At 53.6% G+C, this 25913-nt stretch carries 20 protein-coding genes, 1 tRNA gene and 3 pseudogenes; 16 read left to right on the top strand and 8 right to left on the bottom strand.

Translation table 11 applies throughout. The features are described from left to right. Window positions 1-48 precede the first annotated feature (48 nt). Window positions 49-543, bottom strand: a complete 495-nt coding sequence (locus ACZ1HE_RS11340; protein WP_472620854.1) for a hypothetical protein — start codon at window positions 541-543, stop codon at window positions 49-51. Between the two features lie 326 nt (window positions 544-869). Here ACZ1HE_RS11340 and ACZ1HE_RS11335 point away from each other — a divergent pair, with 326 nt between their 5' ends. The 11 genes from ACZ1HE_RS11335 to ACZ1HE_RS11285 all read left to right on the top strand — a co-directional run bounded on the left by ACZ1HE_RS11335 (window position 870) and on the right by ACZ1HE_RS11285 (window position 11332). Beyond that, entirely contained in the window at window positions 870-2915 is a 2046-nt protein-coding gene (locus ACZ1HE_RS11335) for an ASKHA domain-containing protein (protein ID WP_472620852.1), read from the top strand. 75 nt (window positions 2916-2990) lie between these two features. Further along, window positions 2991-3063, top strand: a tRNA-Gly gene (locus ACZ1HE_RS11330). Window positions 3064-3176: 113 nt separating this feature from the next. Further along, window positions 3177-3614, top strand: a complete 438-nt coding sequence (locus ACZ1HE_RS11325; protein WP_472620850.1) for a hypothetical protein — start codon at window positions 3177-3179, stop codon at window positions 3612-3614. Continuing rightward, entirely contained in the window at window positions 3602-4669 is a 1068-nt protein-coding gene (locus ACZ1HE_RS11320) for a tyrosine-type recombinase/integrase (protein WP_472620848.1), read from the top strand. Before ACZ1HE_RS11325 ends, ACZ1HE_RS11320 begins: the two co-directional genes overlap by 13 nt. Continuing rightward, window positions 4666-5175, top strand: coding sequence for a hypothetical protein (locus ACZ1HE_RS11315; RefSeq protein WP_472620846.1), 510 nt, complete (start codon window positions 4666-4668; stop codon window positions 5173-5175). The genes ACZ1HE_RS11320 and ACZ1HE_RS11315 overlap by 4 nt, the downstream gene beginning before the upstream one ends. Before the next feature lie 83 nt (window positions 5176-5258). Next, window positions 5259-5639, top strand: a complete 381-nt coding sequence (locus ACZ1HE_RS11310; protein ID WP_472620844.1) for a hypothetical protein — start codon at window positions 5259-5261, stop codon at window positions 5637-5639. After that, on the top strand, window positions 5560-6417 hold the full coding sequence (locus ACZ1HE_RS11305) for a DNA methyltransferase (RefSeq protein ID WP_472620842.1): 858 nt from the start codon (window positions 5560-5562) through the stop codon (window positions 6415-6417). The genes ACZ1HE_RS11310 and ACZ1HE_RS11305 overlap by 80 nt, the downstream gene beginning before the upstream one ends. 167 nt (window positions 6418-6584) lie before the next feature. Further along, on the top strand, window positions 6585-9221 hold the full coding sequence (locus ACZ1HE_RS11300) for a DNA primase family protein (RefSeq protein WP_472620840.1): 2637 nt from the start codon (window positions 6585-6587) through the stop codon (window positions 9219-9221). A 502-nt stretch (window positions 9222-9723) separates the two neighbouring features. Next, window positions 9724-10212: a hypothetical protein gene (locus ACZ1HE_RS11295; RefSeq protein WP_472620838.1), complete on the top strand. Its 489-nt coding sequence runs from the start codon at window positions 9724-9726 to the stop codon at window positions 10210-10212. Between the two features lie 69 nt (window positions 10213-10281). Beyond that, a complete protein-coding gene (locus ACZ1HE_RS11290; RefSeq protein ID WP_472620836.1) occupies window positions 10282-10986 on the top strand; it encodes a hypothetical protein in 705 nt (234 codons plus the stop codon). Next, the gene (locus ACZ1HE_RS11285) at window positions 10937-11332 is read left to right on the top strand and encodes a hypothetical protein (RefSeq protein ID WP_472620834.1); all 396 of its coding nucleotides are present in this window, start codon (window positions 10937-10939) and stop codon (window positions 11330-11332) included. The genes ACZ1HE_RS11290 and ACZ1HE_RS11285 overlap by 50 nt, the downstream gene beginning before the upstream one ends. 17 nt (window positions 11333-11349) lie before the next feature. Here the strand turns inward: ACZ1HE_RS11285 and hsdR are convergent. The 5 genes and pseudogenes from hsdR to ACZ1HE_RS11260 form a co-directional block, all read right to left on the bottom strand. Continuing rightward, window positions 11350-13673, bottom strand: a pseudogene (gene hsdR, locus ACZ1HE_RS11280) (EcoAI/FtnUII family type I restriction enzme subunit R). A 22-nt stretch (window positions 13674-13695) separates the two neighbouring features. Further along, complete coding sequence (locus ACZ1HE_RS11275) at window positions 13696-14385, bottom strand: hypothetical protein (RefSeq protein ID WP_472620832.1); 690 nt, start codon at window positions 14383-14385, stop codon at window positions 13696-13698. 38 nt (window positions 14386-14423) lie between these two features. Further along, window positions 14424-15035 carry a restriction endonuclease subunit S gene (locus ACZ1HE_RS11270; RefSeq protein ID WP_472620830.1) on the bottom strand — a complete coding sequence of 204 codons (612 nt, stop codon included), beginning with the start codon at window positions 15033-15035 and terminating at the stop codon, window positions 14424-14426. Window positions 15036-15162: 127 nt separating this feature from the next. Then, window positions 15163-15753, bottom strand: coding sequence for a restriction endonuclease subunit S (locus tag ACZ1HE_RS11265; protein WP_472620828.1), 591 nt, complete (start codon window positions 15751-15753; stop codon window positions 15163-15165). Then, window positions 15750-17197 (bottom strand): annotated as a pseudogene (locus tag ACZ1HE_RS11260) (class I SAM-dependent DNA methyltransferase). Before ACZ1HE_RS11260 ends, ACZ1HE_RS11265 begins: the two are co-directional and overlap by 4 nt. Before the next feature lie 207 nt (window positions 17198-17404). Between ACZ1HE_RS11260 and ACZ1HE_RS11255 the strand changes: the two are divergent. The 4 genes from ACZ1HE_RS11255 (at window position 17405) to ACZ1HE_RS11240 (ending at window position 21975) form a co-directional block, all read left to right on the top strand. Then, window positions 17405-18484 carry a GIY-YIG nuclease family protein gene (locus tag ACZ1HE_RS11255; RefSeq protein ID WP_472620827.1) on the top strand — a complete coding sequence of 360 codons (1080 nt, stop codon included), beginning with the start codon at window positions 17405-17407 and terminating at the stop codon, window positions 18482-18484. A 740-nt stretch (window positions 18485-19224) separates the two neighbouring features. Next, window positions 19225-20355, top strand: a complete 1131-nt coding sequence (locus ACZ1HE_RS11250; protein WP_472620826.1) for a mechanosensitive ion channel family protein — start codon at window positions 19225-19227, stop codon at window positions 20353-20355. Next, window positions 20352-21464 (top strand): hypothetical protein, encoded by a 1113-nt coding sequence (locus ACZ1HE_RS11245; protein WP_472620825.1) that lies wholly within the window; start codon window positions 20352-20354, stop codon window positions 21462-21464. Before ACZ1HE_RS11250 ends, ACZ1HE_RS11245 begins: the two co-directional genes overlap by 4 nt. Beyond that, window positions 21418-21975, top strand: a complete 558-nt coding sequence (locus ACZ1HE_RS11240; RefSeq protein ID WP_472620824.1) for a mechanosensitive ion channel family protein — start codon at window positions 21418-21420, stop codon at window positions 21973-21975. The genes ACZ1HE_RS11245 and ACZ1HE_RS11240 overlap by 47 nt, the downstream gene beginning before the upstream one ends. A gap of 62 nt (window positions 21976-22037) precedes the next feature. Here the strand turns inward: ACZ1HE_RS11240 and ACZ1HE_RS11235 are convergent. Beyond that, a pseudogene (locus tag ACZ1HE_RS11235) lies at window positions 22038-23655 on the bottom strand (long-chain-fatty-acid--CoA ligase). 172 nt (window positions 23656-23827) lie between these two features. Here ACZ1HE_RS11235 and ACZ1HE_RS11230 point away from each other — a divergent pair. After that, window positions 23828-24304, top strand: coding sequence for an acyl-CoA thioesterase (locus tag ACZ1HE_RS11230; RefSeq protein ID WP_472620823.1), 477 nt, complete (start codon window positions 23828-23830; stop codon window positions 24302-24304). Window position 24305: 1 nt separating this feature from the next. Here ACZ1HE_RS11230 and pgi read toward each other — a convergent pair whose 3' ends face one another. Then, window positions 24306-25913: a glucose-6-phosphate isomerase gene (gene pgi, locus ACZ1HE_RS11225; protein ID WP_472624449.1), complete on the bottom strand. Its 1608-nt coding sequence runs from the start codon at window positions 25911-25913 to the stop codon at window positions 24306-24308.

Raw genomic sequence — 25913 nt, 5'->3', positions numbered from 1 at the left:
TTGACGCGAGGAGACGCCGTGTCATGTGTTGCCCGGGACTAGGACCACTTACTCCCCAGCCATCACATGCACCTCAGGTCGCGATTGCGGCCTCACCATGAGCCAATGCACTTCGGTCTGAGGATTGACAATGGCGAACATGTCGACGCGTTTGTCAAACCAGTTCACCACTATCTCGCGATCTTCTTCAAAGACCACGACACAATAGGCGCCCGAGGTCACATCGCAGCTGTCACGCTCTAGAACGCTTACAATGAACGGGTCCGAGATATTGCGCTGCAGTTGTATCAACGCCGTGCGCCCCTTGCCCGTCACGATCAGACCGCCGACAAAAGCCGCAACCGCAACGCCCATCATGCCAAATCCGGAAAACTGGGAAATCGGGTTAGAGAAATTCAGGCTGGGACCAAAGGCCACAAATACCTGTCGGCCAACCAGACCCAAGACAGCGATTATCATGATGATCGTAAATTTCCCGGACAGACCGCTGCGTGCCTCTGAAACTCCGGCCGCTGCGCCGGATACGTCAAACCCAAAATCCATAACAAATACCTCACTGATAAAACCTGGGGTTAAATGCCTTTGACGCCAATTAGCGTCTCGATTCTGTCGGGATTGGGGCAGCCATTGCGCAATTTGGCGAAAGAATTCGGACCAGACGCCCAAAAGGTTAACGCCGCTGATTTGTGACCAGTGAGGATTGGGCATTTGGCCCGCTGCCTCCGCCGTCTTGGATCAAAATATCGCATTTCAGCTGCAAGATTTTTGACAAAATGACGCCCGCTGACCGAAATATGCCGCCCGACACCTTTCGCTTTGCCGCGAACACCATATTCTCCGCCTCAAACCCGGAACCAGAAGGCACCTGAATGAGCATCGATCCTCTCGTCGTTTTCACCCCGTCCGGCAAGCGCGGACATTTTCCTGTTGGCACGCCGATCCTTACGGCTGCTCGCCAGTTGGGCGTTGACTTGGATTCGGTCTGTGGGGGCCGGGGAATCTGTTCGAAGTGCCAGATCACCCCGTCTTATGGCGAGTTTCCCAAACACGGCGTGACCGTGAAAGAGGATGCGCTGTCGGAATGGAACAAGGTCGAGCAGCGCTATGACGACAAGCGCGGTCTGACCCCGGGCCGCCGTCTGGGCTGTCAGGCCACCGTGCAGGGCGACATTGTTATCGACGTGCCGCCCGAAAGTCAGGTCCACCGTCAGGTGGTCCGCAAACGGGCCGAGGCGCGCGACATCACCCTGAACCCCACTGTGCGCCTGTGCTATGTCGAGGTGCAGGAGCCGGACATGCACGACCCATCCGGTGATTTGGAACGTCTACGAGATGCACTGCGCGATCAGTGGCAGGTTGAAGGGTTCGAGATCGCATTGCCGATCATTTCCAAGATGCAGCCAGTGCTGCGCAAAGGTGGCTGGACCGTCACCTGCCTTCTGCACGAGGCACCAAACCGTCCTACCCGCCTGCTCGATCTGTATCCCGGTCTGCATGAAAACAGCATCTATGGCTTGGCCGTCGACCTTGGCTCGACCACCATCGCCGCGCACCTGTGTGATCTGGCGACCGGCGAAGTCGTCGCATCCTCGGGACTGATGAACCCTCAGATCCGTTTTGGCGAAGATCTGATGAGCCGCGTGAGTTACGCGATGATGAACGCGGGCGGCGATAAGGAAATGACCCGAGCCGTGCGCGACGGCATGAACGAGCTGTTCCGCAATATCGTGGCGGATGCGCAGATCGAGGCGCACCAGGTGGTTGATGCAGTGTTTGTCTGCAACCCGGTCATGCACCACCTTTTCCTTGGCATCGACCCGTTCGAACTGGGGCAAGCACCTTTTGCGCTTGCTACCGCCAACAGCATGAACCTGGCCGCATCCGAACTGGAACTGAACAGCATCCACCCCTCGGCACAGGTCTATCTATTGCCCTGCATCGCTGGTCATGTTGGCGCGGACGCCGCGGCTGTGGCGCTGTCTGAGGCCCCCGACAAGTCGCAAGACTTGGTTCTTGTCGTTGACGTAGGCACCAACGCTGAAATCCTGCTGGGCAACACAGATAAAGTTCTGGCCTGTTCATCACCCACTGGTCCCGCATTCGAGGGCGCTCAGATCAGCTCGGGCCAGCGGGCGGCTCCCGGTGCCATCGAACGGGTGCAGATCGACCCGGTCACCAAAGAGCCGCGGTTCCGTGTCATCGGATCCGATCTTTGGTCGGACGAAGACGGTTTTGCTGAGGCCATTGCCACCACCGGCATCACCGGCATCTGCGGCTCTGGCATCATCGAAATGGTGGCCGAGATGCGCATGGCGGGCATCGTCGACGGGCCGGGCCTGATCGGCAACCCCGAGCAGACCGGCACTGAGCGATGTTTCCTGGACGGGCGCACCTATTCTTACAAGGTCTGGGACGGCAGCGCCGACGGCGGCCCGGTGATCACTGTCACCAACCGTGACATCAGGGAAATTCAAATGGCCAAGGCGGCGCTCTATTCCGGTGCACGCCTGCTGATGGACAAGTTCGGCGTCGACAACGTGGACCGTATCGTGCTGGTCAGCGCCTTTGGCGCCCACATCAGCCCGAAACATGCCATGGTTCTGGGCATGATCCCCGATTGTCAGCTGGACAAGGTAACGTCTGCAGGCAACGCGGCAGGCACAGGTGCCCGCATCGCACTCTTGAACTCCAAGGCCCGGACCGAGATCGAAGACACCGTACGCGCGATCCACAAGGTGGAAACCGCGATCGAACCACGTTTTCAGGAACATTTTGTAAACGCTTCGGCCATCCCCAACTCTGCCGAGCCTTTCCCGATCCTGGCGACCGAAGTGACCTTGCCAGAGGTGAATTTCAACACCGGCACCGAGGCTTCGGCAGCTTCGGGCGGCCGTCGGCGCCGTCGCAGGGGATAGTCCTGAAACGAACATCAAGCGGGGTCATTCCCGCTTGACCTCTCTTGCGTCAAGACATACTCAACCGACCAGAGCGCGGGTATGGTGAAAAGGTATCACGCGAGCTTCCCAAGCTTAAGTTACGGGTTCGATTCCGTTACCCGCTCCATAACTTTCGCCACTTAAACAGCATCTTAGTTCAAAGTAGTTCAAAAGCACTGGAATAGCCATTCAATTCCGTTCAAGAATACTTTTGAACAAGTTTGAACTAATAGGGAATTTATGGCTCAGGATGGACTGAGAGATGAGTTGGTTCGTTGCGCTTTAGAGTGGCAGAATCGTTTCGGCGTCGCACCTGCAATCACTTCAACTTTGTCAGAATTTGACGCTGCTTTAATGATCGGAATGAACGTTGCGGAGTATGAAGCTGCAATGATCGGTGCCACGCAAGTGCAACGTGGGCATGACTTCATTCACAATGGCATCAGGTATCAAGTGAAGGCAAACCGTCCCAGTGGAAGGAAGGGAAGCAAGGTCACTCTGGTTGCCAAAGCCAGTAATTACGAGTGGGACCGCCTAATCTGGGTTCACTACACAACCCGGTACGAGATTTCTGAAGCGTGGCTATGGGAAGTCGATGCTTACCGCATAGCGTTCCACGAAAAGAAGCGGCTGTCGCCTGCCGACTATCGAAATGGTCAGCAAATATGGCCAAAATAGACTTATCGAATCCGACCAGGCGGGACGCCCTGCCCGCCCGATCCAGCTACTACTCGCACTCTTTGGGTTCGAAACGGTACGTTCTCATGCGTAAGGGCGCACGGGGCGCTGTGTGGGGCGCACGAGTACCGGGACGGCCCGATAAGGCAATTGGTCCTGTCGAGGCCATGACATTCGACCAGGTGGCCGTTCTGGTGCGGGAAATGGGCAACGCCGATACCGACGTCCAGCCCGACGTGCTGATCACCATCGGAGAGGCTCTGGACGTCTATATCGCCCGTGCCGAAAAGACCAAGGGCAAGTCTTCATTGGCGGTGATACGCGGTCACGTGAAACGGATCGAACCGCTGCGGTCGAATACCATCACGGACACGGCCCTGCGCGATCTGACCAAGTGGCGTGACGACCTGCTGACTGACAAGCGCGGGCCTGTGGGCGCAAACAAGATCATTGGTACTCTAAAGGCCGCACTAAATGCCTATGGCGTAGACGGTCCGTGGCGGAAGCTGAAGAAGTTCCCCGAAGCCGAAAGCGGTACAGAAGATGAAGCCGTGGTGTTGACACCGGATCAGGTGCAGCACCTGCTGTCAGTGGCAGGCCAGACCGATCCCGATCTGGCGTTGTATCTGCGGGCCATGTGGCTGGTTGGTGCAAGACCGGGAGAAATACGGACCATAACGACCAAGGCGTTCAGGGGATCAGCCCTGACCCTGACCGGCAAGACCGGCACCAGACACATCACTCTGACGCCACAGGTGGCCGCGTGGTTCGCCGACAATATCGAAGCCGTCGCCGCCCTACCCGACCGCCGCGACGCGTTCCGGTATCGTTGGGACGCTCTGGTCGAAGCCTGTCGCGACACCCTGCCCGAAGGGGTGACGATGTACGCGATCAGGCACAGTTTCATCACCGCAGCACTTTATGCAGGTGTGCCGGTTTTCCCGCTTGTCCGCCACGTGGGAACAAGCGTCGAAATGCTAGAACGCACCTATGGTCACATCCTTGCCGATTTGCAGGCAAAGACTTTCGAATCGATGGAAGCGGTGTTGCTATGACCGACCGACCGATAGACCGCGCAAGACGCATCCAGACCGAATACGAGGCGCAACCGGCGCTTGATACCCCGCCCTTGATCAAAGGTGAAATCACCGGCCACCACGTCGAAGCCGAAATGATCCGGCGCGGTTGGGCAAAGGCAGCTGATGGCGGATTTGTAGGTGATCCCGTTTTGGGGGCCGAACCGTGGAATAGCGTCAAAGATACGGACTATTGGAACCGGTACGAACAGGCGCGAGCCCGTTTACTTGCGGCGCAGAAACGGGCCGCAGATAGCCAACGTATGGCCGGTGTTGGGGGTAGTCGATGGGATGGTCGCATACCCGCAATTCAGCAGGCGATAGCGCAAGCGGCTGGCGACATGCGGTATCCGAGCAAAGATAACGCGGCTGATAAACTCATTAAGGAAGTGAACCGGCTTTTGGCCGAAAATGATCAGAAACCGTTTGGGAGCTGGACATCTTTGGTTCGTTATATCCCTAGCAGTATCGTGCGACGAAAGTAGTCCAGCAGTAGCATTTGGCACTGCTGGAAAATTCCTGACAATTGGAAAGGCACTGTAACTCAACAGGGAAAGGTGCCGATCCAATGATCGATCTTAATCAACTCGAAACTCAGCTAAGTGCTGCGGTGAGCAAGGCGGTGGAAGCCGAAGCGCACAGGCTGCAAGGTGGCATTGCGGTCAACGAAATGATCGTGTCCATCCTGAACAAGCCGTTCATGGCATTTCCCGACGATGTGCAAGTCGTCCTGAAACTTGGACGCACCACTACGTTCGAACTACCTAAAGACCCCAAGTTCCCGCCGATACGCGAGATTGGCCGTCGCCGGTTTATCGATACCGGAGCGTTCCTCGAATGGATCGGGATCGAAGTGCGGGGGATGCGGCATGACTATTCTACCGGGTCTCCCGCGACCATACTGGCTGCTAAACGAAGACCGGAACAAACTTCTGAGCCGGTATCGTGATACCGGTCCAGATGAAGGGATCGACCTGCTAATCACCAGCCCGCCGTTCAACAAGGGCAATTCGCCTCAGAAGCGCGACGACGGTTTTCGGAAACTGGGCCTAAAGGACAAAAAGTCATTCTCAGGAATCAACGACTATTTCGATGATCTTCCTGAACAGGAATTTCAGGATGGGCAAGTCGAATGGCTGAACACCGCTGCTCCTGCGTTTAAGAAAGATGGCATCCTAGCCTACGACATCCAAGTACGCAGAAAGAACGGGCTGATTTTGGACCCGTGGGAGTTTTTGTGCCGGGTGGATGGGCTGAAGTGTTTCGGTCAAGTGGTCTGGCACAGGAAATCGACGCACAACCACGAACCGTCGATGTTTTACCAGCACTGCGAACGCGTCTATTTGTTCCATCGCGCAGATGGAAAAAACAGGATGCGCAACGGCAAAAACAAGCTGCAAAAATCGGACTTCTGGCAGATCGAAGACGAAGTGTTGGAAGTACCGCCGATGAAAAAGGCGGAAAAGGCCGAAGCATTTGGTTTTAGCGCGGCATTCCCCAAGGATTTTGTTCGAGCAATCTGCGATCAGTTTGCGCGACCGGGTGACCTGATCTGCGATCCGCATTCCGGCTCCGGAACAACGGCAATCGTGGCGATGGAGTACGGGTGCCGATTTGTCGGTTCGGAACTGGTTCCCGACACCTACCGGAAGTCGATGGAACGTATCGAACGTGAAATGCCCGGCTCGTACAATGCAGCCACCCAACTCGCTCTGGCCGCTGAATGAAAGGCGGGCCACGACAGCACGTCGCGGCCCGTTTCAGTAAACAATGACCGGTCTGGTGTGTCTGCCCCTGACCGGTCTCCAACAGGAATATAACCGATGTTTTATCCTAAACCGAGGCTGTTTGGGTTCGTTCGTACAATGCCCCCCGGACTGTTCGGGGGTGAGCAATGATCACGATCTTTTCCGCCATCGAACCCGAGATTATCGGCAAGCGGCATTGGCTGGCCGGATCGGTGCTGCAATCCGACATGATCCCATTCATCACCCGCGCCGGTTTTTCCACCACGACCATCGCCAGCATGTCGGAACTTGCCGATCTGCTGAACGGTCTGACACCGGGTAAGAACGTGCTGCAATACCAAATCCCGGCCGCGCATGTGAATGGCGCGATCGAGGTATCCAGTAGCCCGGACAATGACCATCAGGTGACGCGCACTGGTGAGAACTTCGACTGGCCGGACGGGCGCGGTGTGATGATGTTGGACGTTGACACGCCTATCGCCCGCAAAGACCTGCTGTCGGCCATGCACGGGGCCTCTGCGGGTCTGGTGATGGCCAATGCCGTGTCAGTGGTGTCGGCGTCATCAAACATCTACCTGGACGGCGTGACGGAGCCTGTGCGCGGCCTGAGGGGGCAACGTCTTTACTACGGGGTGCGGGATGCATCTGACATCCCCCGCGCCGGTCTGGTGCTGTTCAAGCGGCTGTGGCTGGCAGGGCATGGCACAATCCTGATCGACAAGGCCGGTCGGCTACATCCCCGCACCCTGATCGACAAATCAGTTTGGGATGACGTGTCGCTGGATTTTGCGGCAGGGGCGCATTGTGGCGACGGTGTTCGACAAGATCGAAAAGCTGAAGTTCTGCCCGGTATGATGGCGATGGATTGGGTCGATACGCGGGCCGTGTCCCCCGATCTGACTCATGATGAAGAGTCGGAATTTGCGGCCCTTGTCGATGCCGCCAAGGCAAAGGCACAGCCCGAAGCGGATCGCGTCCGGGCCGAAAGGATTGATCAGCTTGTCGCGTCCGGACAGGGCGACAGGGCGCAACTGGAAGCCGTGTTCAGGGGTGAAGGCGTGGACCTGCCCCGCGACTACACAATTCACCTGGGCCGCGCACGGTCGATCACAGTGGGCGAGATAATGGACGCGCCCGGTGACCGGCAAAAGAAGTCGTGTTGCAGCCCGCTTGAACCCGATTATCGAAATTGGGCCAGGTGCGCGACGATCTTTGCCGGTCAGGGCGTCATCATCGACCACGCACATGGTGGCAATGTCCGGTATCGCATCGGCACCGGACAAGAAAGGATCGATAAGTTGGTCGCTGATGGCGTGATGCCTCCAAATCCCAGGGTTCCGACCACACCCTTGGCACCGATCACGCCCACTGACGTCGCCGAACAATTCCGCGACATGGAACCCGTACCAATTGACATGCGCGTGGTGGTCGATCCGGCGGATATGGAACCGAACGTTCGCAGTCTGGTCGATACGTTCTTCACCCATGATCAAAGGCGCACTCTGCTTTGCTGGCAAGGAGAGTTTTACCGGTGGAACGTGACGCATTGGGAAATGATCCCGAAGGACTGGATCGAAGACGTCCTGTTCCACTGGATCAGCAAGATGATGTGCACGCTGAAAGAAAAGAAGGTCGATGGCAAGGTCGTAACCTTCCCTGCCGTGATCCCCGCGACGCGACCGACCGTGGCGAACTATGTGGCTGCGCTGAAGGCCGTGACGGGCCGGTCACGGGGTAAACCAATGGGATGGCCCGATGCGCGTTCAGGGACGTGGCAGGCGGTTCAGAACGGAATTCTGGACCTTGATACCGGAAAGGTCGCGCCGCACGATCCCGACTTTTTCAACACCACGTGGATCGATGCCCCGTGGGAACCCGATGCGGTGATCAACGGGACGCGCATGGTGTCATACCTGCGTGAAATGCTGGTCTGGGATGATCAGATTTTAGCGATGCAGGAAGTACTGGGATACACCCTGTCCGGTGACACCAGCATACAGAAAGCGTTTATGCCAATCGGGAAGAAGCGGTGCGGCAAGGGAACCTTGATGCGGGTGATCAAGTCGCTGGTTGGTGGACAGTTTGCCAGTATCCGATCCACGGAACTGGGGAAGTCTTTCGCCCTGGAAAACACCATCGGCAAATCGGTTCTTGCGATACCGGATGTTAGACTAAGCCAAGACTCGGACTTCGCCGCCATCGCCGAAATGATCCTGACCGTGACCGGTGAAGATGATGTCGATGTGCCGCGCAAGCACAAGACAGCATGGCAAGGCAAGACAACTGTGCGACTGTTCCTGCTGTCCAACAGTGTGCCGCAGTTCCGCGATGGCGACGGTGTGCTTGCCAGCCGGTTCGTCTACTTCATGATGCCCAATTCGTTCTACGGGAAAGAAGACACCGGATTGCTGGACAACCTGCTGGCCGAACGTGCCGCGATACTGAAGTGGGCTGTTGATGGTTGGCAACGCCTGCGCCGACAGCGCCGGTTTACCGAGTCGGAACAGCACAAGAAGCTGCTGGAAGCGTCAGAGATACGAATGGACCCGGTTGGGAAGTTCATTGAACACTGGTTTGAAGCTACCGGAAACGGGCAAGACTTCCTTTCTACAGCTCAATTGTTCGGCTGGTTCCAGAATTACTGCGAACAGAACGACGCTGGTGTTTGGTCAATGAACGGGTTTTCCAAAACGCTGGCGTCCAAACCACTGAACATTGCACGTTCTACACGCAACGATGGGCTTGTTCGCGGCTTTGCAGGCATCAGATTGAAGGTTCAGTGACACCAACGACAGGAATTCTGAACATTATACTAATACATAAGGGCTTCATCTGAAACTTCCCTATGCGTTAGTTTTCAGAATAGATGTCACTGGTGTCACTGGGTCGTATCCTATCGTGAACGTCCAATGTTCCATAATTTTCGCTTATATCTTTCCTGAGTGGGCCTATAAGTTCCGCTTGTATGTCTGATCAGCCTAGTGCGCCCCTCACTACGCCCAGCGATGAGGGACAGACACCTCCCCTACACTTGCACCACCCACCACATACTCCTCCACCGTGCAGCATTGCACCGGCTGATGGATGGATGACGGCTCGATGCTGCCTGCCACTGACCTACCGCCCGCGCCGAAAGGGCCGTCACCGTCTAGGGGCGGGGTGGGTCGAAGGTTCGGTCGAGGGGGTCGCACCGCGCAGGGTCGTGTTCTTTAAAACCAACGACACAAAATGACCTAAGTGACAAAGCACTTCAGGGTATTATAATACCTCTAACGCGTGCCGAACATGTTCCGTGGATGGAATTTATGCTTAGATGGAAATGCGATGAACAGAGTCTCCAGCACATTTCAACAGGTTCAAGCCGCACGGGACGCTGACAAGCTGTGGGCGTGGCCGCTGGAGGCGGGTGAGCCCTCAGGCGAGGATGATTACCTTTTCCAGAAGGCGCAGCTGCAGAGGGCTCATCAGGACTGGACACCGCTTGATATTGTCAGCTTGGCCAACCTCTGCAAACTGCAATCAGACCTTTTCGATCAACATGACATGTTGAGGGAAGAAGGCATGATAGTAACCGGGGGCAAAAACGGGACAACGAAAGTTGTCAATCCCCGCGCCCGCATTGTGTTTGACTTGAACGGTAGCGTTAACAGCTTGTCCAGGAGGCTTGGCCTGACAAGTATGTCTGTCAACGACAAACGCAGCCGTGCGAACCGAGGCGAGCAGGCTCGCACAGTTAGAACTTCCATGGGATTCGACGGAAGGGATTTGATGTAGCGCCGTGCCAAGTCCGTCAGAAATCGATACCATGAGCGTTCATAAGTATAGAAAATGCAGATCAGTCGAATGAGCAATTCGGAAAACAGAAACAACGAAGAAAGTTCGAACATCCATGATGTCCGGCTGCAACTGCAATCTGCATGCCTACTGGCAAAACAAGCCTTGGAAGCAGTTGCGAACGAAAACCCCAGAACGTTCATTTGGGAGCCAGACCCTGATGTATACGCGAAGATTAACACCATCATGGCTCGGGGTGCTGATCCAAAGGAGCATCTTACCACCTCCGAATATGTACGCGTTCAGCGTCAAATCGGAAAAAACGTCAACAGATTGCGTATGGCCATCGTCCCAAAAGTATTAGTTCTGCGGGACAGCGTTTCCAAATTGGAGGACGGCTCGGGGTCCTTCACCGAGGAAATTGGAGAATTCAGGTTTATGATAGAACGCATTGCGGTGATCCACGAATTCCTATCCAAAGTAGGAAAAGTTAGCCCCCCTCTGACTGTCGCAACCTTTGAAGATTTGATTGAGATTAGCGATTTCGCTGTTTTATTGGTTGGCACTAGGTTCGATTGGAAAAAATATCAGTTTGAGAACTTTTCTGATATGCCTAAAAAACCTACTTATTCTCACGATCCAGAACACACGCGGCAAGATCATACTGCACCTCAAATTCTAAATGCCATCGACAAACTCGACAAGCACCAGCTACCCGGTGCCAGTGGCATTCTACGAGTTTTGTTGCGAGTTTGTGCATCCAAATGCAGGTGACACGATTGCTGCTGGATCGTCAAAAAAAATGATAAAAACCGATCTTGGAAGAGTTGCAGTCTATACGAAATTTGACACTAGGCTTTTTGAAATAACCACTTCAGCCGACACGGGATACGCCGAACGGATAGTGATAATCAATCAAGCTTACAAGTTCGCTGAACGCATGATTTCAACAGTGCCAGAGTTGGCCATGCAGTTAAAAAAACTTCTCTCAACAGCTGACAAGGTCAACAAAAAGAACATCCACAGAAATGTTCGTGCCTCCAAGTTTGCTTTCAACAAAGATGATTATTGCCCATGTGGATCGGGACTTCGTATAGCTAAATGCTTGCGTGGAAAGTGACTTGTCATCTCTCGAGCCTAGCGCAAATACAGCCCAATCTGCATAGCCTTGTAAGCCCCCTTTACCGTTGCCAAGTCGCCTAACTTGGCCTTCCCTTCGCTTACGCTGCCGTATCTGGCAATAATGAACTGACCCAGTTTCGTAGTAGCCAACTCGGCAACTCCACCGACTTCATAGGCCGTCAAGATACCCAATAGAAGTTGGCGTACCTCCTTGTCATGTGCACCCAACTTTCCTTGTCTGACCCCTTCAGCTCGCTCATGTCTGGTCATCGGTGGATTAACAAACAGTATATAGGACAGAACATCGAACAAATCGCTTTTGGGAGCGTCCACAAGGAGGCGTATTTCGTTTAATCGATCAGCATCGTAACCGTTGTCCGACAACTGTGTCAGGAAATGCTCCCTATTATCTGGGTCGCTCCAGATGTCACGCAGATGGTCTTCATCTTTGATCAGGTCAGACAGGTCCCCGAACAGCCTTTCCATAAATTCTGAAGCCGACATCGGTTTGCCATCGGCACTCCAATAAGTCGTAGTTTTTATGTACCGGATCGACCGTTTCTTGCCATCGGATAGCTTCACTACAAGTTTCTGTTTTGGCGGATCATCATCACCAGGCTCAAAGCCATCATCTCCGTGTTCGGGATCATCTCCCTTCGGTTCCGGCTTCGGGCCACCCTTAGGTGGCTCAGGGGCGATCGGTTCGCCGTCCCAATCGGGATCGTTGAAGTTCTCGTGGGCCTTCACAAAGTCCCAGATCGTGAAAAAGTCCTTGCCGTCATAGGTTCGGGTTCCTCTACCTATGATCTGCTTAAACTCGATCATAGACCGGATGGGGCGCATCAGGACGATGTGGCGGACGTTCCCGGCATCCACCCCTGTGGACAGCTTCTGAGAGGTTGTCAGGATCGTTGGAATGGTCTTGTCGTTGTCTTGAAAGGCTCTCAAGTGTGCATCGCCAATCTTACCATCATCGGCAGTGACACGCTGACAATAATCGGGGTCAGTGCTGGCCTTTTCCTGATTGATAAGATCGCGAACGAGGGCTGCATGGTCTTGGGTCGCACAGAAGACCAACGCCTTTTGTCGCTGATCCACTTCCTGTAAATACTCCAAGACCCGGCTGCGTTCGCGTTCTTCGATCACGATCTTGGTATTGAAGTCGCCCTCGGTAAACGTGTCTCCAATCTCGACCTCACCTTGGATCACCTCGTCTTCGGGGTTCCAGACGTAGGCGTCGATAGTGCTGGCCATCTGGCGCACCTTAAAGGGAGTCAGGAAGCCATCTTCGATCCCATCTCTCAGAGCGTAGGTATAAACTGGATCACCGAAATAGGCGTAGGTATCGGCGTTATGTTTGCGTTGCGGTGTAGCCGTTAGGCCAAGCTGCACAGCGGGCGAGAAATATTCCAGAATGCCCCGCCACTGGCTTTCGTCCTTGGCCCCGCCCCGATGGCATTCATCAATGATGATGAAATCAAAGAAATCCTCCGGGTAGTCGTGAAACACCGGGTCGCCTTCACCAGTCATGAAGGTCTGAAAAATGGTGAAGAAAATGCTGGCGTTCTTTGGAACGCCGCCTTTCTTGCGGATGGTCTCCGGATCGATGCGGGTGATGGCATCAGGGGGAAAGCAGAAAAGGCGTTGTAAGCCTGATCGGCCAGAATATTGCGGTCAGCGAGAAACAGAATGCGGGGGCGTCGTGTTGGCTCCCCTGTCAGGCTCCATTTGGCCTCAAACAGCTTCCAGGCGATCTGAAAGGCAATAGAAGTCTTGCCGGTCCCTGTGGCCAATGTCAGCAGGATACGGGTGTCGCCCAACGCCACGGCTTCTAAAGCCGCTGTGATCGCGTTGTGTTGGTAATACCTTGGTTCCCACTTGCCGCCGTCGGTCTCAAACGGCACGGCTCCGAACCTATCCCGCCAGTCGTTGGCTTTGCCAAAGGTGCGATCCCATAGCTCATCTGGTGTCGGGAACGGTAGGGTCATGTCGCCTTCAACCCCAGTGTCCATGTCGATGGCATACCAGCCCAGCCCGTTGCTGGCATAAGCAAATCGGGATTTCAGGCGCTGGGCGTAGTCCTTGGCTTGCCCAATGCCATCCCGATAACTGACGCCAGCGCGTTTGGCCTCTAGTACTGCCAGCTTGTGGCCCCGATACTCCAACACGTAATCGCATTTCAGCGATTTGCCGCGTGTGCCACCAGACTGAATACGACCAGGGCAGATCAGCTCCTCGCGAATGCGAGACCCTGGCCCGACACCCCAGCCAGCGGCCTGCAATACTGGCAAAATGCGATTGGTTCGTGTTTCTGCTTCTGTTTCGTCGTAAATATTCATGCTGCCAGAGTCCTAGCCTTGCCTATCTTATGGATTTCATTTTTTCCATGAAATCGGTCCACAACTTATAGGCAATTTCCTGATCCTTTTGAGCTAACTTGAAATCGCGCAGGGATGACAACGGATACCAAAGCTTGTCCTGTTCCTGATACAAAACCTGCGAATAGACATTCCCACTATGTGAAATACGCCAGGGCTCATAGACTTCTGACAAAATGGTCAGCGCATGGTTCAGGCTTTGTGCATCAAAATCCGAAACACAGTCTGGAAGTAGGAACTTTGAGGATTTCAGTTCCTTCGGTTTTCGCCCTTCAATAAATAGCCAAAGGCCGCCCGAAGATGTTGCAGGCTGCTGCAACTGACGTTCAGTAGGTGGCCCTAATGTTAGTTCAAAGAAGCTGGGTGTTTTGCCAGTCCATCTGGAAGTTGTTATGTTGGCGATTTCGGTCCGCCAATAAGGCCAGTCAATTAACTGCTTCTGTTGCTCCGCAGAAATGCCAGTGCCTGGCTTTGTGTGCAATACAGCACGCAACTTGGTGCCGGGGTCCAAGATTTTCATAACGGTTATTGACATCATCTGCCGGACCAGATTTTTGTCCTTAACGGCAGACATCGGCAAGACCAGTTCAGCGGACTGACCGTCGTCGACTGGGATCGCACCTCCAAACTCCAATTCCCAAGCCCCTTCCACGAACCGGACGGGCAATCTCAATTTTCTCTCGTTACTATTTGGCATCTTGGACTATTGCCTCACGTCAACTCGCCCGCAAAGGCTTTTTGCAGAAGGGATTGGCGGAGTTCGTCGAGGTCTTGGAGCTTGGCAGTGTAATAATCCACAAGATGAGCTGACTCGGCCCGCACTGCCTCAAGTGCATCACAAATTTGTTCTTGAACCGCGACTGGGGGATGGCAGATATGGAATGCCTTTACCTCGGGAAAATAAATCGTTTGATGAACAGACCCACTAGCAAAGCGCCTAATGTCGTCCCCTTGTGCCAACAAGAGGAACTTGAGAAAATCTGGAAGTAGGGCGCTTCCGCACACCCAATTCACGAAATCCTGGCTGGTAGCCATATCGGTTCCCATCACTGTCACATACCCAACTGACGCCGTTCTGGACAAACATACGGTTCTTGCCGGGAGAATGCGGGCACTGGAGTTGGCGATACCAAGAGAGTTGGTGTTCTCAAATGTTGTGATCACCTCTTGGCCATGATGATCCCGAGCATCTTTGATGCCAATCCAAGGAACATCTCCACCCCAGTATTCAGGCCGTTTCCGGCTTGGAGTGTGGCCACTTTCCAAGCGTGCCAAATCCGTCAACTGAGTCCACTTCCAGCCCTGTCGAGGACTATGATTCATTGGCAATACAGCAAGTGAATACGCACCCTCAATAGGCCTTAGAGTCGCCCCTCTCCCACCTGTCTGTGTAGAGCTTTTTTCCTTTTCGCTGACTTTTGGTTGGATTTAGAACCAACCACATCACCGGTTAGGCTTGTTTCCCATTTCCGCGAGTCATTGCCAAACACGCTCCGGAGAACACTGGGAAAAACTCCCGCGCGTTTTGGAGGTTGGCTTCGGCGTGGGTGCGGGCGTGGGCCAGACCCTCGACGGCCTCGTCCAGAACCGCAACAATCCGCTGTTGTTCTTCGAGCGGTGGGAGGGGAAAAGGAATGGACCTAATTGTTTTCGCGGAAAGATGTTTGACCGTGGTAAAAGAAGTCACATCCTCAATGTCTTTTAGGAATTTGTTTATCCCGTAATACAAGAAACGTGGCAGCAGTGACCCAGAGAATTGCTCTAGTCTGCAAACTCGTTGGTTTAGAAGCGCAGGTTTCCCGTGCCACTCGTGGCAACGAAACTCACCATCCATTCCAATCAGGTAGTCACCTTCATTGACCAAGTATTGCGGATCATAGTCGCCCATGAAGTTGACCACCGTCCGCGAACCAGATTTTAGATCGCGGATGCGAATAAGTGGTGTGCCTTCAGTCTCGCTAAACTGCTTGGATTTGAAGGCAAATCCATTCTGTATAGACAGAAGTTCACCAAGCGGCTTGACCTCCCAACCGTCCTTCACAGCATCCTCCGAATGTTTTCCAGAATGCCCGCTGTTTCAGCATCCCGTGCCAGCATGTCGGCAATAATCTCTTCAGGGGACCGCAAGGGGGCCTCCTCGGGGGTATTGGGGTTCTTGACCGACAGGTCACAGGTGTCTTCGTCCAGTTCGCCCTTGCTGACGCTCCAGCTCTTTGGGCTGTCGGCTTTGACCTTCTGCAGTTCCACAAATTCGGCCAGATCGGCATCGTTCAGCGGGTTGGTCTTGCCCAAAGACCGACCAGGGTCGAGTTGATAGACCCAGATGTCGCGTGTCGGTGCGCCCTTTTCAAAGAACAGCACCACGGTCTTGACCCCGGCCCCCTGAAACGTCCCCTGCGGGCAGTCAAGGATGGTATGCAGGTTGCAGCTGTCTAGCAGCTCTTTGCGCAAGTCCACGCTGGCATTGTCGGTGTTGGACAGGAAAGTGTTCTTGATCACCACGGCCCCACGCCCCCCGCGCGAAGTTTGCGGATGAAGTGCTGCAAAAACAGGTAAGCTGTCTCACCCGTGCGAATGGGGAAGTTCTGTTGCACCTCTTTGCGTTCGCCACCACCAAAGGGGGGATTGGCCAGCACGATGTCGTGGCGGTCCTTTTCCTGAATATCCATCACGTTTTCATTGAGCGTGTTGGAGTGGACAAGGTTCGGCGTTTCGATGCCGTGCAGGACCATGTTCATGATGCCGATGATATAGGCCAGGCCCTTCTTTTCCTGTCCATAGAAAGTTGTGGTCTGCAGCGTCTCCCAATCCGAGGCCGACAGGTTGTCGGTGCGCATGTACTCAAACGCTTCGCAGAGGAAGCCCGCAGAGCCTACGGCACCATCATAGATGGTTTCACCCACCTGAGGGTCGGTGACCTTGATCATTGCCCTAATTAGGGGACGTGGCGTGTAGTATTCGCCGCCGTTCCGACCGGCATTGCCCATGCGGCGGATGCGTGTTTCATACAGTTCGGAGAGTTCGTGGCGCTGTGCCTGGGTGTTGAAGGCCAGACCGTCGATAACCTCCAGCACGTCGCGCAGAATGTAACCGGACCGGAATTTGTTGCGAAGCTCGGTGAAAACCTCGCCGATCTTGTATTCAATAGTGCTGGCATGCGCAGCGGATTGCCGGAACGCGGCCAGGTACGGGAACAGCTCATTGTCGACAAAGGCGACCAGATCATCACCGATGCGGGCTGCGTTGTGGTCAAATTTGCCATTAACTTTAGGAGCAGCCCACTTATCCCAGCGATACTGGCCGTCGATGATCGGGGTGTAATCCTCGCCATCCAGCTCTGCCCTGTCCTGGCGTTCGTTTTCGAGGTCGTGCAGGTACTTGAGGAACAGAAGCCAGGAGGTCTGTTCAACATAGTCCAACTCGTTGGCGATGCCCTCTTCCGCGCGGAGGGCTTTTTCGATGCTGTTGAAGGCGTTTTCGTACATGGGCTTCCCGATACTGCTCTGTCGCAACATCACATTGTGGCGGAGGATGTTCAATGCAACAGTTCCACCTTAAGCAGAATGGCTGTTGGAAGGTTCTCGAAAAATACTGACCGAAATTCGCAAGAAATTGACATCTAAATCAAAGAACGTCGCGGGTTTGATGCCCACCTTTCATTTGAGATTAGAGAACACGGAGGAGTTTTGGTAATGATGTTCGATCAAAATCAGTTAAGCAGGGGCGAGCATCTAGCCGTTGGGATGGTTGTAAGAAACACCCGCAACAATGGCAGGCATGTGTCGCCGGAATGCAAGGTTTTGGAGATTGACGAAAAGAAAGGCATGGCACTAGTTCACCGTTATGGCGGTGATGACCGTGAGCTTTGGGTTCCAAACGAAAACTTAGTCGAGTGGGATGATGAAGGCCGGAAGGTTTTCTATACCTATATTTGGGGTTCCGCTGCCGGTTCTTCGAAAGGTTACCCCATGACGTTCACCGGAAAAGGTGCGCGGACCATGGCGAAGAACAGAAGTAAGCCAGGTGATTTGGTCTTTGGGATTGTGTCCAATAACCCAACCTCAGGCGCACCAATTGATCCTAAACTTGCCGGTCGTGTCGCCTGTGTTTGGCAGATAACACATGCAACAGCAGATACCGCAGATTTCGGAATTACCTCTCAAAGCGAATGGGACACCGACGAGAACGGCGACTATCGATGGCCTTATGCACTCCGTGCGATGCGCATTTGGGGGATCGACGAACCACCTCGTTTTCGCGATCTGGATGGATATGACAGGACCACGCATCACATGGATGCTGTTACAACCATTCGCGAGGTGAGTGATCCAATTTTGGTCGACTCATTGATGGGACTTCAAACCACTGAAGTCGAGCCAATGCAGCCTCAATTCAGTTCCATGGAAGGCCAGGTTATTAAGCTGCTCAACAAACACAGAAACCCTTATTCTGTTGAGCCGCAGACTCATGAGTTTTGGTATGTTTACGTGCTGACCTTGGGAGGCACTGTGAAAATCGGATACAGCCACAATCCTCAGAGCCGATGTGACGCCTACAATCTGGGAAGGATACCAGAGCGAGGCGAGAAACTGTGGCAATTGTCGGGAACGCAACCCTACCCTTCGGAACAGGCTGCGCAAGCTGTTGAGGCCGAACTACATCGAGCATTCGCCGCAAGCGTCACTGAGCACAATCAGGAGGTATTCATTGGCGTTGAAGCCATCGACGTCATGACGAAGATTGCCACATTTCGTTATCAACAGTCAGATTAGGTCTTGGGCGATCATTCAACAGCATAACACGTGCCTTGTTGAGGTGGGTAAACTCGTGGAAGGAAGACCCATCTTGACGCTAAGACATCGAGGCTTAACCAAATGGAACCCCTACGTCTCCCCCATATCGCTTCACCGTTGGATACCAGCCCAGTACGTGACGCTATCCGTCCATCAAAGTTCAACAAAGTCCGCATATTTTTGAACTAGTTTTTGAACAATCTGCCAGTTAAATCATAAATTCATAGTGAATCATCCAAGTTCACACACCCTTCCCAAGCTTAAGTTACGGGTTCGATTCCCGTTACCCGCTCCATCCCCAACAGCTGGTTTGACGTTTGCACTCCTTATGGTGCTATCCCCAAGGGAACATTTCCTAACCGTCCGCCGGACAATTCCCCTTATTCCGACAAACACGCACTTTCGCCATCACAAATTGGCGAAACGCGCGTGCGCATTGCCTGAAACTCTCAAATACCGCACAGTAAGCTACGGAGAAATAGACAATAATCTTGTTCAGGGGAGAGAACATGAATTGCCTCACTCGACAAATTGACTGTGTGCGTAGCGCGATTTTGGGCCTGATTGCTGCCCTATGTTTGATTGTTGGACCAGCGATAGCCCAGGATGAAAGCACAGAAGCATCTCAAGCTGAGGCAACAGAGCAAACATCAACGCTTGTTGCCAAGGCGCTTTCTACCAAGGTTTCACAATCAGATTTGCAGGTACTCATGGTACCTATGACGGCAGCAGAGTCGTCAGAATTGGTCCAAGGATGGCAGGACCACGTTCGATCCCAGCTGGAGAAAATGTCCTACCTGAACCTCGAACTAAACGGTGCGTCCGGGTCCGGGGCAAGTACCCTCAGAGAACAACTGACTAAAGAGCAGCAGACCAGCAAGAACTACCTTGCTAATTACAAAGCAACCCTTTCCGGTTGGCAGGAAAAGGGTGCTACGCCAGAAGAGTTGAAGCCATTTCAGGACTACGCTTATGCAGCTGCCTCGGGAGCCTTGAGAACCAGTGATTTCAAAACACTGGCAGGGTCAGCCATCACTTGGTTGACGGCTACAGATGGTGGATTGGGTTTCTTGTTCAACATCCTGATGGTCGTGGTCGCAATCTGGGTCTTGATGTTCATTGCGCGGACGGCCCGGCGCATGACCCAACGCGGTCTGGAACGGGTTCCGTCAATTTCCAAGCTGCTCAAGACCTTTATCTGTACCGCTGCATATTGGGCGGTGATGACCCTTGGCATCCTGATTGTCCTTGGCCTGTTTGGTGTGAATGTCACTCCACTTTTTGCCGTCCTGGGTGGTCTGTCGTTCATTCTCGGGTTCGCTCTGCAGGAAACGCTCGGAAACCTTGCCAGTGGGCTTATGATCATGGTCCTCAAGCCATTTGACACCGGCGATTACATTCAAATCGGCAGTTCCTCAGGCTTTGTCGATGAAATGTCTGTTGTTTCCACCAAGATCCGTACCTTCGACAATCAAATCATTGTCGTTCCAAACAGCAAGATCTGGGGGGACATCATCACCAATGTCAGCGCATCTGAAACCCGACGCGTCGATCTGGTTTTTGGAATAGGATATTCCGACGATGCGGCCCTGGCCATCGAAGTGTTGAGCAAGCTGGTTGAACAACACGCATTGTGCCTCAAGGATCCGGTTCCGGAGATTTTTGTTGGGGAACTTGGAGAGAGTTCAGTCAACATCTTCTGTCGACCCTGGTCCAAGAACGATGATTACTGGACCGTCTTCTGGGATCTGACCGGACAAGCCAAAATAGAGTTTGATGCTGTCGGAATTTCGATTCCCTTCCCGCAGCGAGATGTTCATCTCATTCCTGCAGAAGGAGTAACACAATGAAATCGTTTATCCTTTGTATTCTATTTTTGGTATGCGCGAGCGCTTCAGCACTCGCACAAACCGCTGGTGAACTGCCCCTTCAAGAACAAAGGGACGACCCGGCCTTTCTTGCTCCTGTCGTGGTGGATGGGGACAAGTTGTTCCTCATTCGGGGCTCGACGGCATTGCCCGCAAGTGAACGGGCAGATCGTATCCAGCAACGCATCACTGACACGGCCGATGCATTGCAGACGGATGATTTTGAAATCAGTATCCGCCCCGGAGAGTTTGGCCGAGATATTCTGATCAATGGCCAGATGGTCACGGTCACAACCGTTGCAGACGCCGAATTTGAACAGATGGAGATTGAGGTTCTGGCCGGGCTGCAGGCTCAAGCCATCGACCGTGCAATCAGGACTTATCGGGAAAACAGATCCCAGTCGGCTCGCATTGACAGCGCGCTTAGTGCTATCGCCTGGTCGGTCGGCTTTCTTGTTATTAGTCTTTTGTTTTTTACGCGCAGAAAACGGGTCTCGGTCATGGTCGAGCGCCTTGTCGCAAAACGTTCAGCGCAGGTTGAGGCAGCTACAAAATCTATCCTGCAACGAAAGGCGCTAACAAGCCTTGTGACGTTTTTGGTCCAGATCCTGATGTGGTCAGCCTATCTCATTCTGTTTTATTACTACCTGAGTTTCGTGCTGCTCTCCTTTGCCGAAACAAGACCAGTTGCCGAGTTGCTGTTGAAATACGTCAGTGAACCCCTGCTGAGGGTCTTGCAAGCCGTGATCGCCTATCTACCGAACTTGATCATGCTGGCGATCATCGCGATCATCGCCAAATACCTGATCGAAGGGGTTCGCATCTTTTTCGACAACCTCGAACAAGGCGTCTTTGAAATCAAAGATTTCGAAACCCACTGGATCGGTCCGACCTTTTTCTTGACCAAGATCCTGATCATCGTAATCGCACTGGTCTTTGCATATCCCTATATACCCGGCTCGGATTCGCGTGCCTTTCAGGGTTTGACCATCCTGGCTAAGCGTTATGGTTTCGTTGGGATCCAACACGGTTGTTTCAAACATGATGGCAGGCCTTTTCGTCATCTACCGACGCAGCACCAACATCGGTGATCGCATTCAAGTTGGCGACAAGATTGGCGACGTAGTCGAAATCAAGCTTATGGAAACCGTGGTCAAATCCATCAAGAACGAAATGATCAGCATTCCCAATGCACAGCTTCTTGACTCGGAAGTCATAAATTACTCCCGAAAGGTGGATGGGCGGGGCATTTTGGTTCACACTACGGTTGGTATCGGTTACGAAGAGCCCCCACAAAAGGTGAAGGCAATGCTGATTGAAGCCGCTCACCGGACGCAAGGTTTGAAGAAGAGCCCTGCTCCCTTCGTGCTATGGACCCAATTGGCCGACTACGCGATCAACTACGAAATTAACGCGTTCACGTCTCGCGGGGCCAGTCTTCCAAAAATTCGATCGGACTTGCACGAAAACATCGTGGAAGTATTCAATGAGAACGGAACCCAAATTATGACCCCGTCCTACATCTCGGACCCCGAGGTCCCAAAAATTCCCGAAGCGCCGTGGGATGGAAAACTCCAGAGGTCAATCGCAGACGAAACTTGAAAGCGCATCACCTGCACTGTTAAGCAGAAGGGCGGTCAACGCCCTTCACTATGCCTAGGCGTTCATAACAGCACACTGTTGAACTGATCCCTAAGGTTCCGCTTGAGAACCTTTCCGGTCGCATTCCGCGGAAGAGTGTCCACAAACACGACTTTATCGGGTTTTTGCCAACCGGCGATCTTGCCTAGCAAAAAAGCCCAATAGCTCCTGTTCTGTTGCAGTTTGACCCGGTGCAAGAACAGCAATCAACAGCGGGCGCTCATCCCATTTTGGATGTGGAACACCCACAACAGCCGCATCAGCCAGCTTTGGATGAGCAACCGCAATGTTTTCCAGTTCAACCGAACTGATCCATTCACCGCCCGACTTGATGATATCCTTAGAGCGATCACGTATGGTCATGTAGCCGTCTGCGTCGATGCTAGCGACATCGCCCGTAGCGAACCACCCGTCTTGCAGCAAGGCCTCATCCTGTTTCAGAAAATAGCTGTCCAGCACCCAGTGTCCCCGCACCATCAAATCGCCTTGTGATGTTCCGTCGTTGGGCAGGTCCCGTCCCTCGTCATCCACGATCTTGAGCTCGACTCCAAACGGTGGACGGCCCTGATTTTCCCGCAGAACATTCTGTGCGTCCTCGGGTAAATCAAGGTGTTTTCCCAAGAGTGTATTAGTTGACCCGAGTGGGCTCATCTCAGACATGCCCCAGGCATGAATGGTCTCAACCCCGTAGATATCGCGAAATTCGCTCATCATTGACGGCGGACAGGCTGACCCACCAATCACTGTTCGTTCCAGACTATTTAGCTGTGTGTTCGACTCACGCGCATATGCAAGAAGGCCCGCCCAGATCGTCGGCACTCCCATCGCAAGAGTCACGCCATAAGTGTCGATCAGATCCACAAGCGCTTGCCCCTGAAGATCGGGTCCCGGCAGAACCATACGTGAGCCGGACATAGCGCAAGCGTAAGGAGAGCCCCATGCATTGACGTGAAACATCGGCACAACCGGCATGACCACATCGCGTGCTGAATACCCGACACAATCTAACGTATTGGATGCAAAGCTGTGCAGAACCGTGGACCGATGAGAATATAGAACCCCTTTTGGGTTTCCGGTGGTTCCCGAAGTATAACAAAGGCTTGATGCGGTTAATTCATCCAAATTCGGCCACTCGAACGACCTGTTCCCTTGCTCAAGCAACTCGTCATAGAATTTTAGTCCGGGGATTTTGGCAGCAGCCTCAGCGTTGCGCCCACTCATCAGGACAACGTGATCGAGGTCGGGCAATTGATCCAACAACGGCGCAATAAGGGGCACAAATGTTTCATCCAGAAACAAGACCTTATCCTGAGCGTGATTGATGATGTAGACGAGTTGTTCTGGAAACAAACGCGGATTGATGGTGTGGCAGACGAACCCCGCGCCGGATACACCATAATAGATCTCAAGATGCCGCCGATTGTTCCACGCCAATGTTGCAACCCGCGTTTGCGGATCCAATCCCAATTCAGTCAAGGCAGATCCCAGCCTACGTGCATTTTCGGCAATGCCTGCCCAATTTGTCTGTTCTATCCCACCGCTCGTTTCAACCGACCAGATGTCGGTATCTCCGTGGTATCGCGCGGCATGATCTATGAGCGATGAAATCAGTAGTGGCTGGGCCATCATCTGTCCGAGCATCCCGAATCCTCCTATTGGTCGGCCATTTTTGGGTGATCAGGCCGATTCCCCCTTTCTGTGATAACCACAGAACTCAATTGTCAGACAATTCAGGATGACTTGTTCTGTCAAGGGATAAGACAGTTGTGACAATTGCTTGCACCCCACCGCAGCAATCACTAGCAATTCGGACATGGATATCCGATTTCATACGCCGCTATCGGCCGAGGAACAGCTTGAGTTTGGTTTGAAGACACCTCAGCCCATGGCGCTAGCTGACAAAGTCCGCTTTGCCGAACTCGACCCCTTAGGTCACGTTAACAACAAAGCTTACGTCGAGTGGTTCGAAACCCTGCGCGTCGGTTATTTCGACACGCTTTGCGCGCAGCACTTTGCAGGATTACCTGAACCGAGACTGGTAATCCGAAGCGCACATATCCATTACGTACGTGAAATGCTGGCATCCGAAGTTTATGTTGCTACGGCCAGAACCAGCGCTTTTCGCAACACCTCTTTCACAATCGAACAACAACTTTGGTCCGGCGATTTGCGCGCGACCCTGACCGGAGTGATGGTCCTGCTGAAGTCTGACGGATCCGGCAAGTATCCCTTGCCTCAGGGGTTGCGCGACGCTTTTGTCTCACATGACGGCGCCACACCCTCTACCTGAATCACTCACGATGTTTCAGTACGTAGTGAACCAGCGCCGCAGTTGAGCCATCCTTGTCGTCGGTTCCTTTTTCACCATCCACGATCTGTGCCAAAGACGTGGCAAGTTCCTTACCCAACTCTACGCCCCACTGATCGAAAGAATTGATCCCAAGGATCACCCCTTCAACGAAAACTCGATGTTCATAAAGCGCAATGATTTGGCCCAACACAAACGGCGTCAGCTTCGGATAGATCAACGTAGTGGAAGGGCGATTGCCAGCAAACTCTCGGTGACGAGCCTGTCGCTCCAACGCACTTCCGGTCAAACCGCTGGAGGCCATCAACTCACGCGCTTGTTCCAACGTCCGGCCAAGCATCAAAGCTTCGGATTGAGCCAGGCAATTGGCCACCAGCAACCGATGATGATGGGACAGCTCAGGTTCGTGCCCGTTGGCTGCGACCATAAATTCACAAGGCACCACGTCCGTGCCTTGATGGATCAACTGATAGAACGCGTGCTGGCCGTTTGTACCCGGCTCACCCCAAACCACGGGGCCCGCTGGGATTGACAGGCGCGAACCATCCATGGCCACAGATTTGCCATTGGATTCCATCTCCAATTGCTGAAGATATGCAGGCAGTTTTGAAAGGCGTTGGTCATAGGGAAGAACAGCGCGGGTAGGAAAGCCACTTACCTGGTGGTGCCAAATCCCAACCAGTGCCAGCATCACAGGCATGTTTTCTTGCCAGTCGGCAGTGCAGAAATGGCGGTCCATCTCTTGTCCACCTCGCAGGAACGCGTCAAACGCTTGCGGGCCAATGGCAAGCATCACCGGTAATCCAATAGGTCCCCATACCGAATACCGACCGCCAACCCAGTCCTCGAACCCGAACACATGTTTGGGCAAAATTCCAAAGGAACCCGTTTTGTCCAGCGCCGTTGACACAGCCGCAAACTGGCGCTCCGGGTCGCCTCCACCTTCGGACATCCAGGCCCGCGCTGTACGCGCGTTGGTCATGGTTTCGACAGTGGTGAAAGTCTTGGACGCCACAACCACAAGAGTTGTTTTGGGATCAAGTTGTCGCAATGTGTCCGATATGTGCGCGCCGTCAACGTTGGAAACAAAATGGCACGTCGGCCCGTCATGGTAAGGCGCCAATGCCAGCGTCGCCATTGCAGGACCCAGGTCAGACCCACCGATGCCGATACTGACCACATCTGTGATCGCTCCGCCGGTACCGGTGATCTTGGCAGTTCTGACATCCCGCGCGAAACCGCGCATCCGCTCAAGGGTCGCCAACACTTCTGGCATAACATCCTGATCGTCGACGTAAACCGCATCACCGTCCAGATTGCGCAGGGCCGTGTGCAGCACGGCGCGTTCTTCGGTTTCGTTGATCGCGAGACCAGAGAACATCGCGTCGCGCCTTTCGGCCACACCAGCCACTTTACACAGATTGATCAGTGCGTTGCGTATTTGGGAGTCAATTTGGGTTTTAGAATAGTCGAACCGCAGATCACTGGTCTCAACCGAAAACGCAGTGACCCGATCAGCTTCGGCTTCAAACAATTCCTTGATCCGGCGACCATTGCTCGCCGCGCACAAATCGTGCAGTTCCGTCCACAT

It is taken from the genome of Falsiruegeria sp. JB4-1 (assembly GCF_055693495.1).
This window is presented reverse-complemented; position numbering and strand designations above follow the sequence as displayed.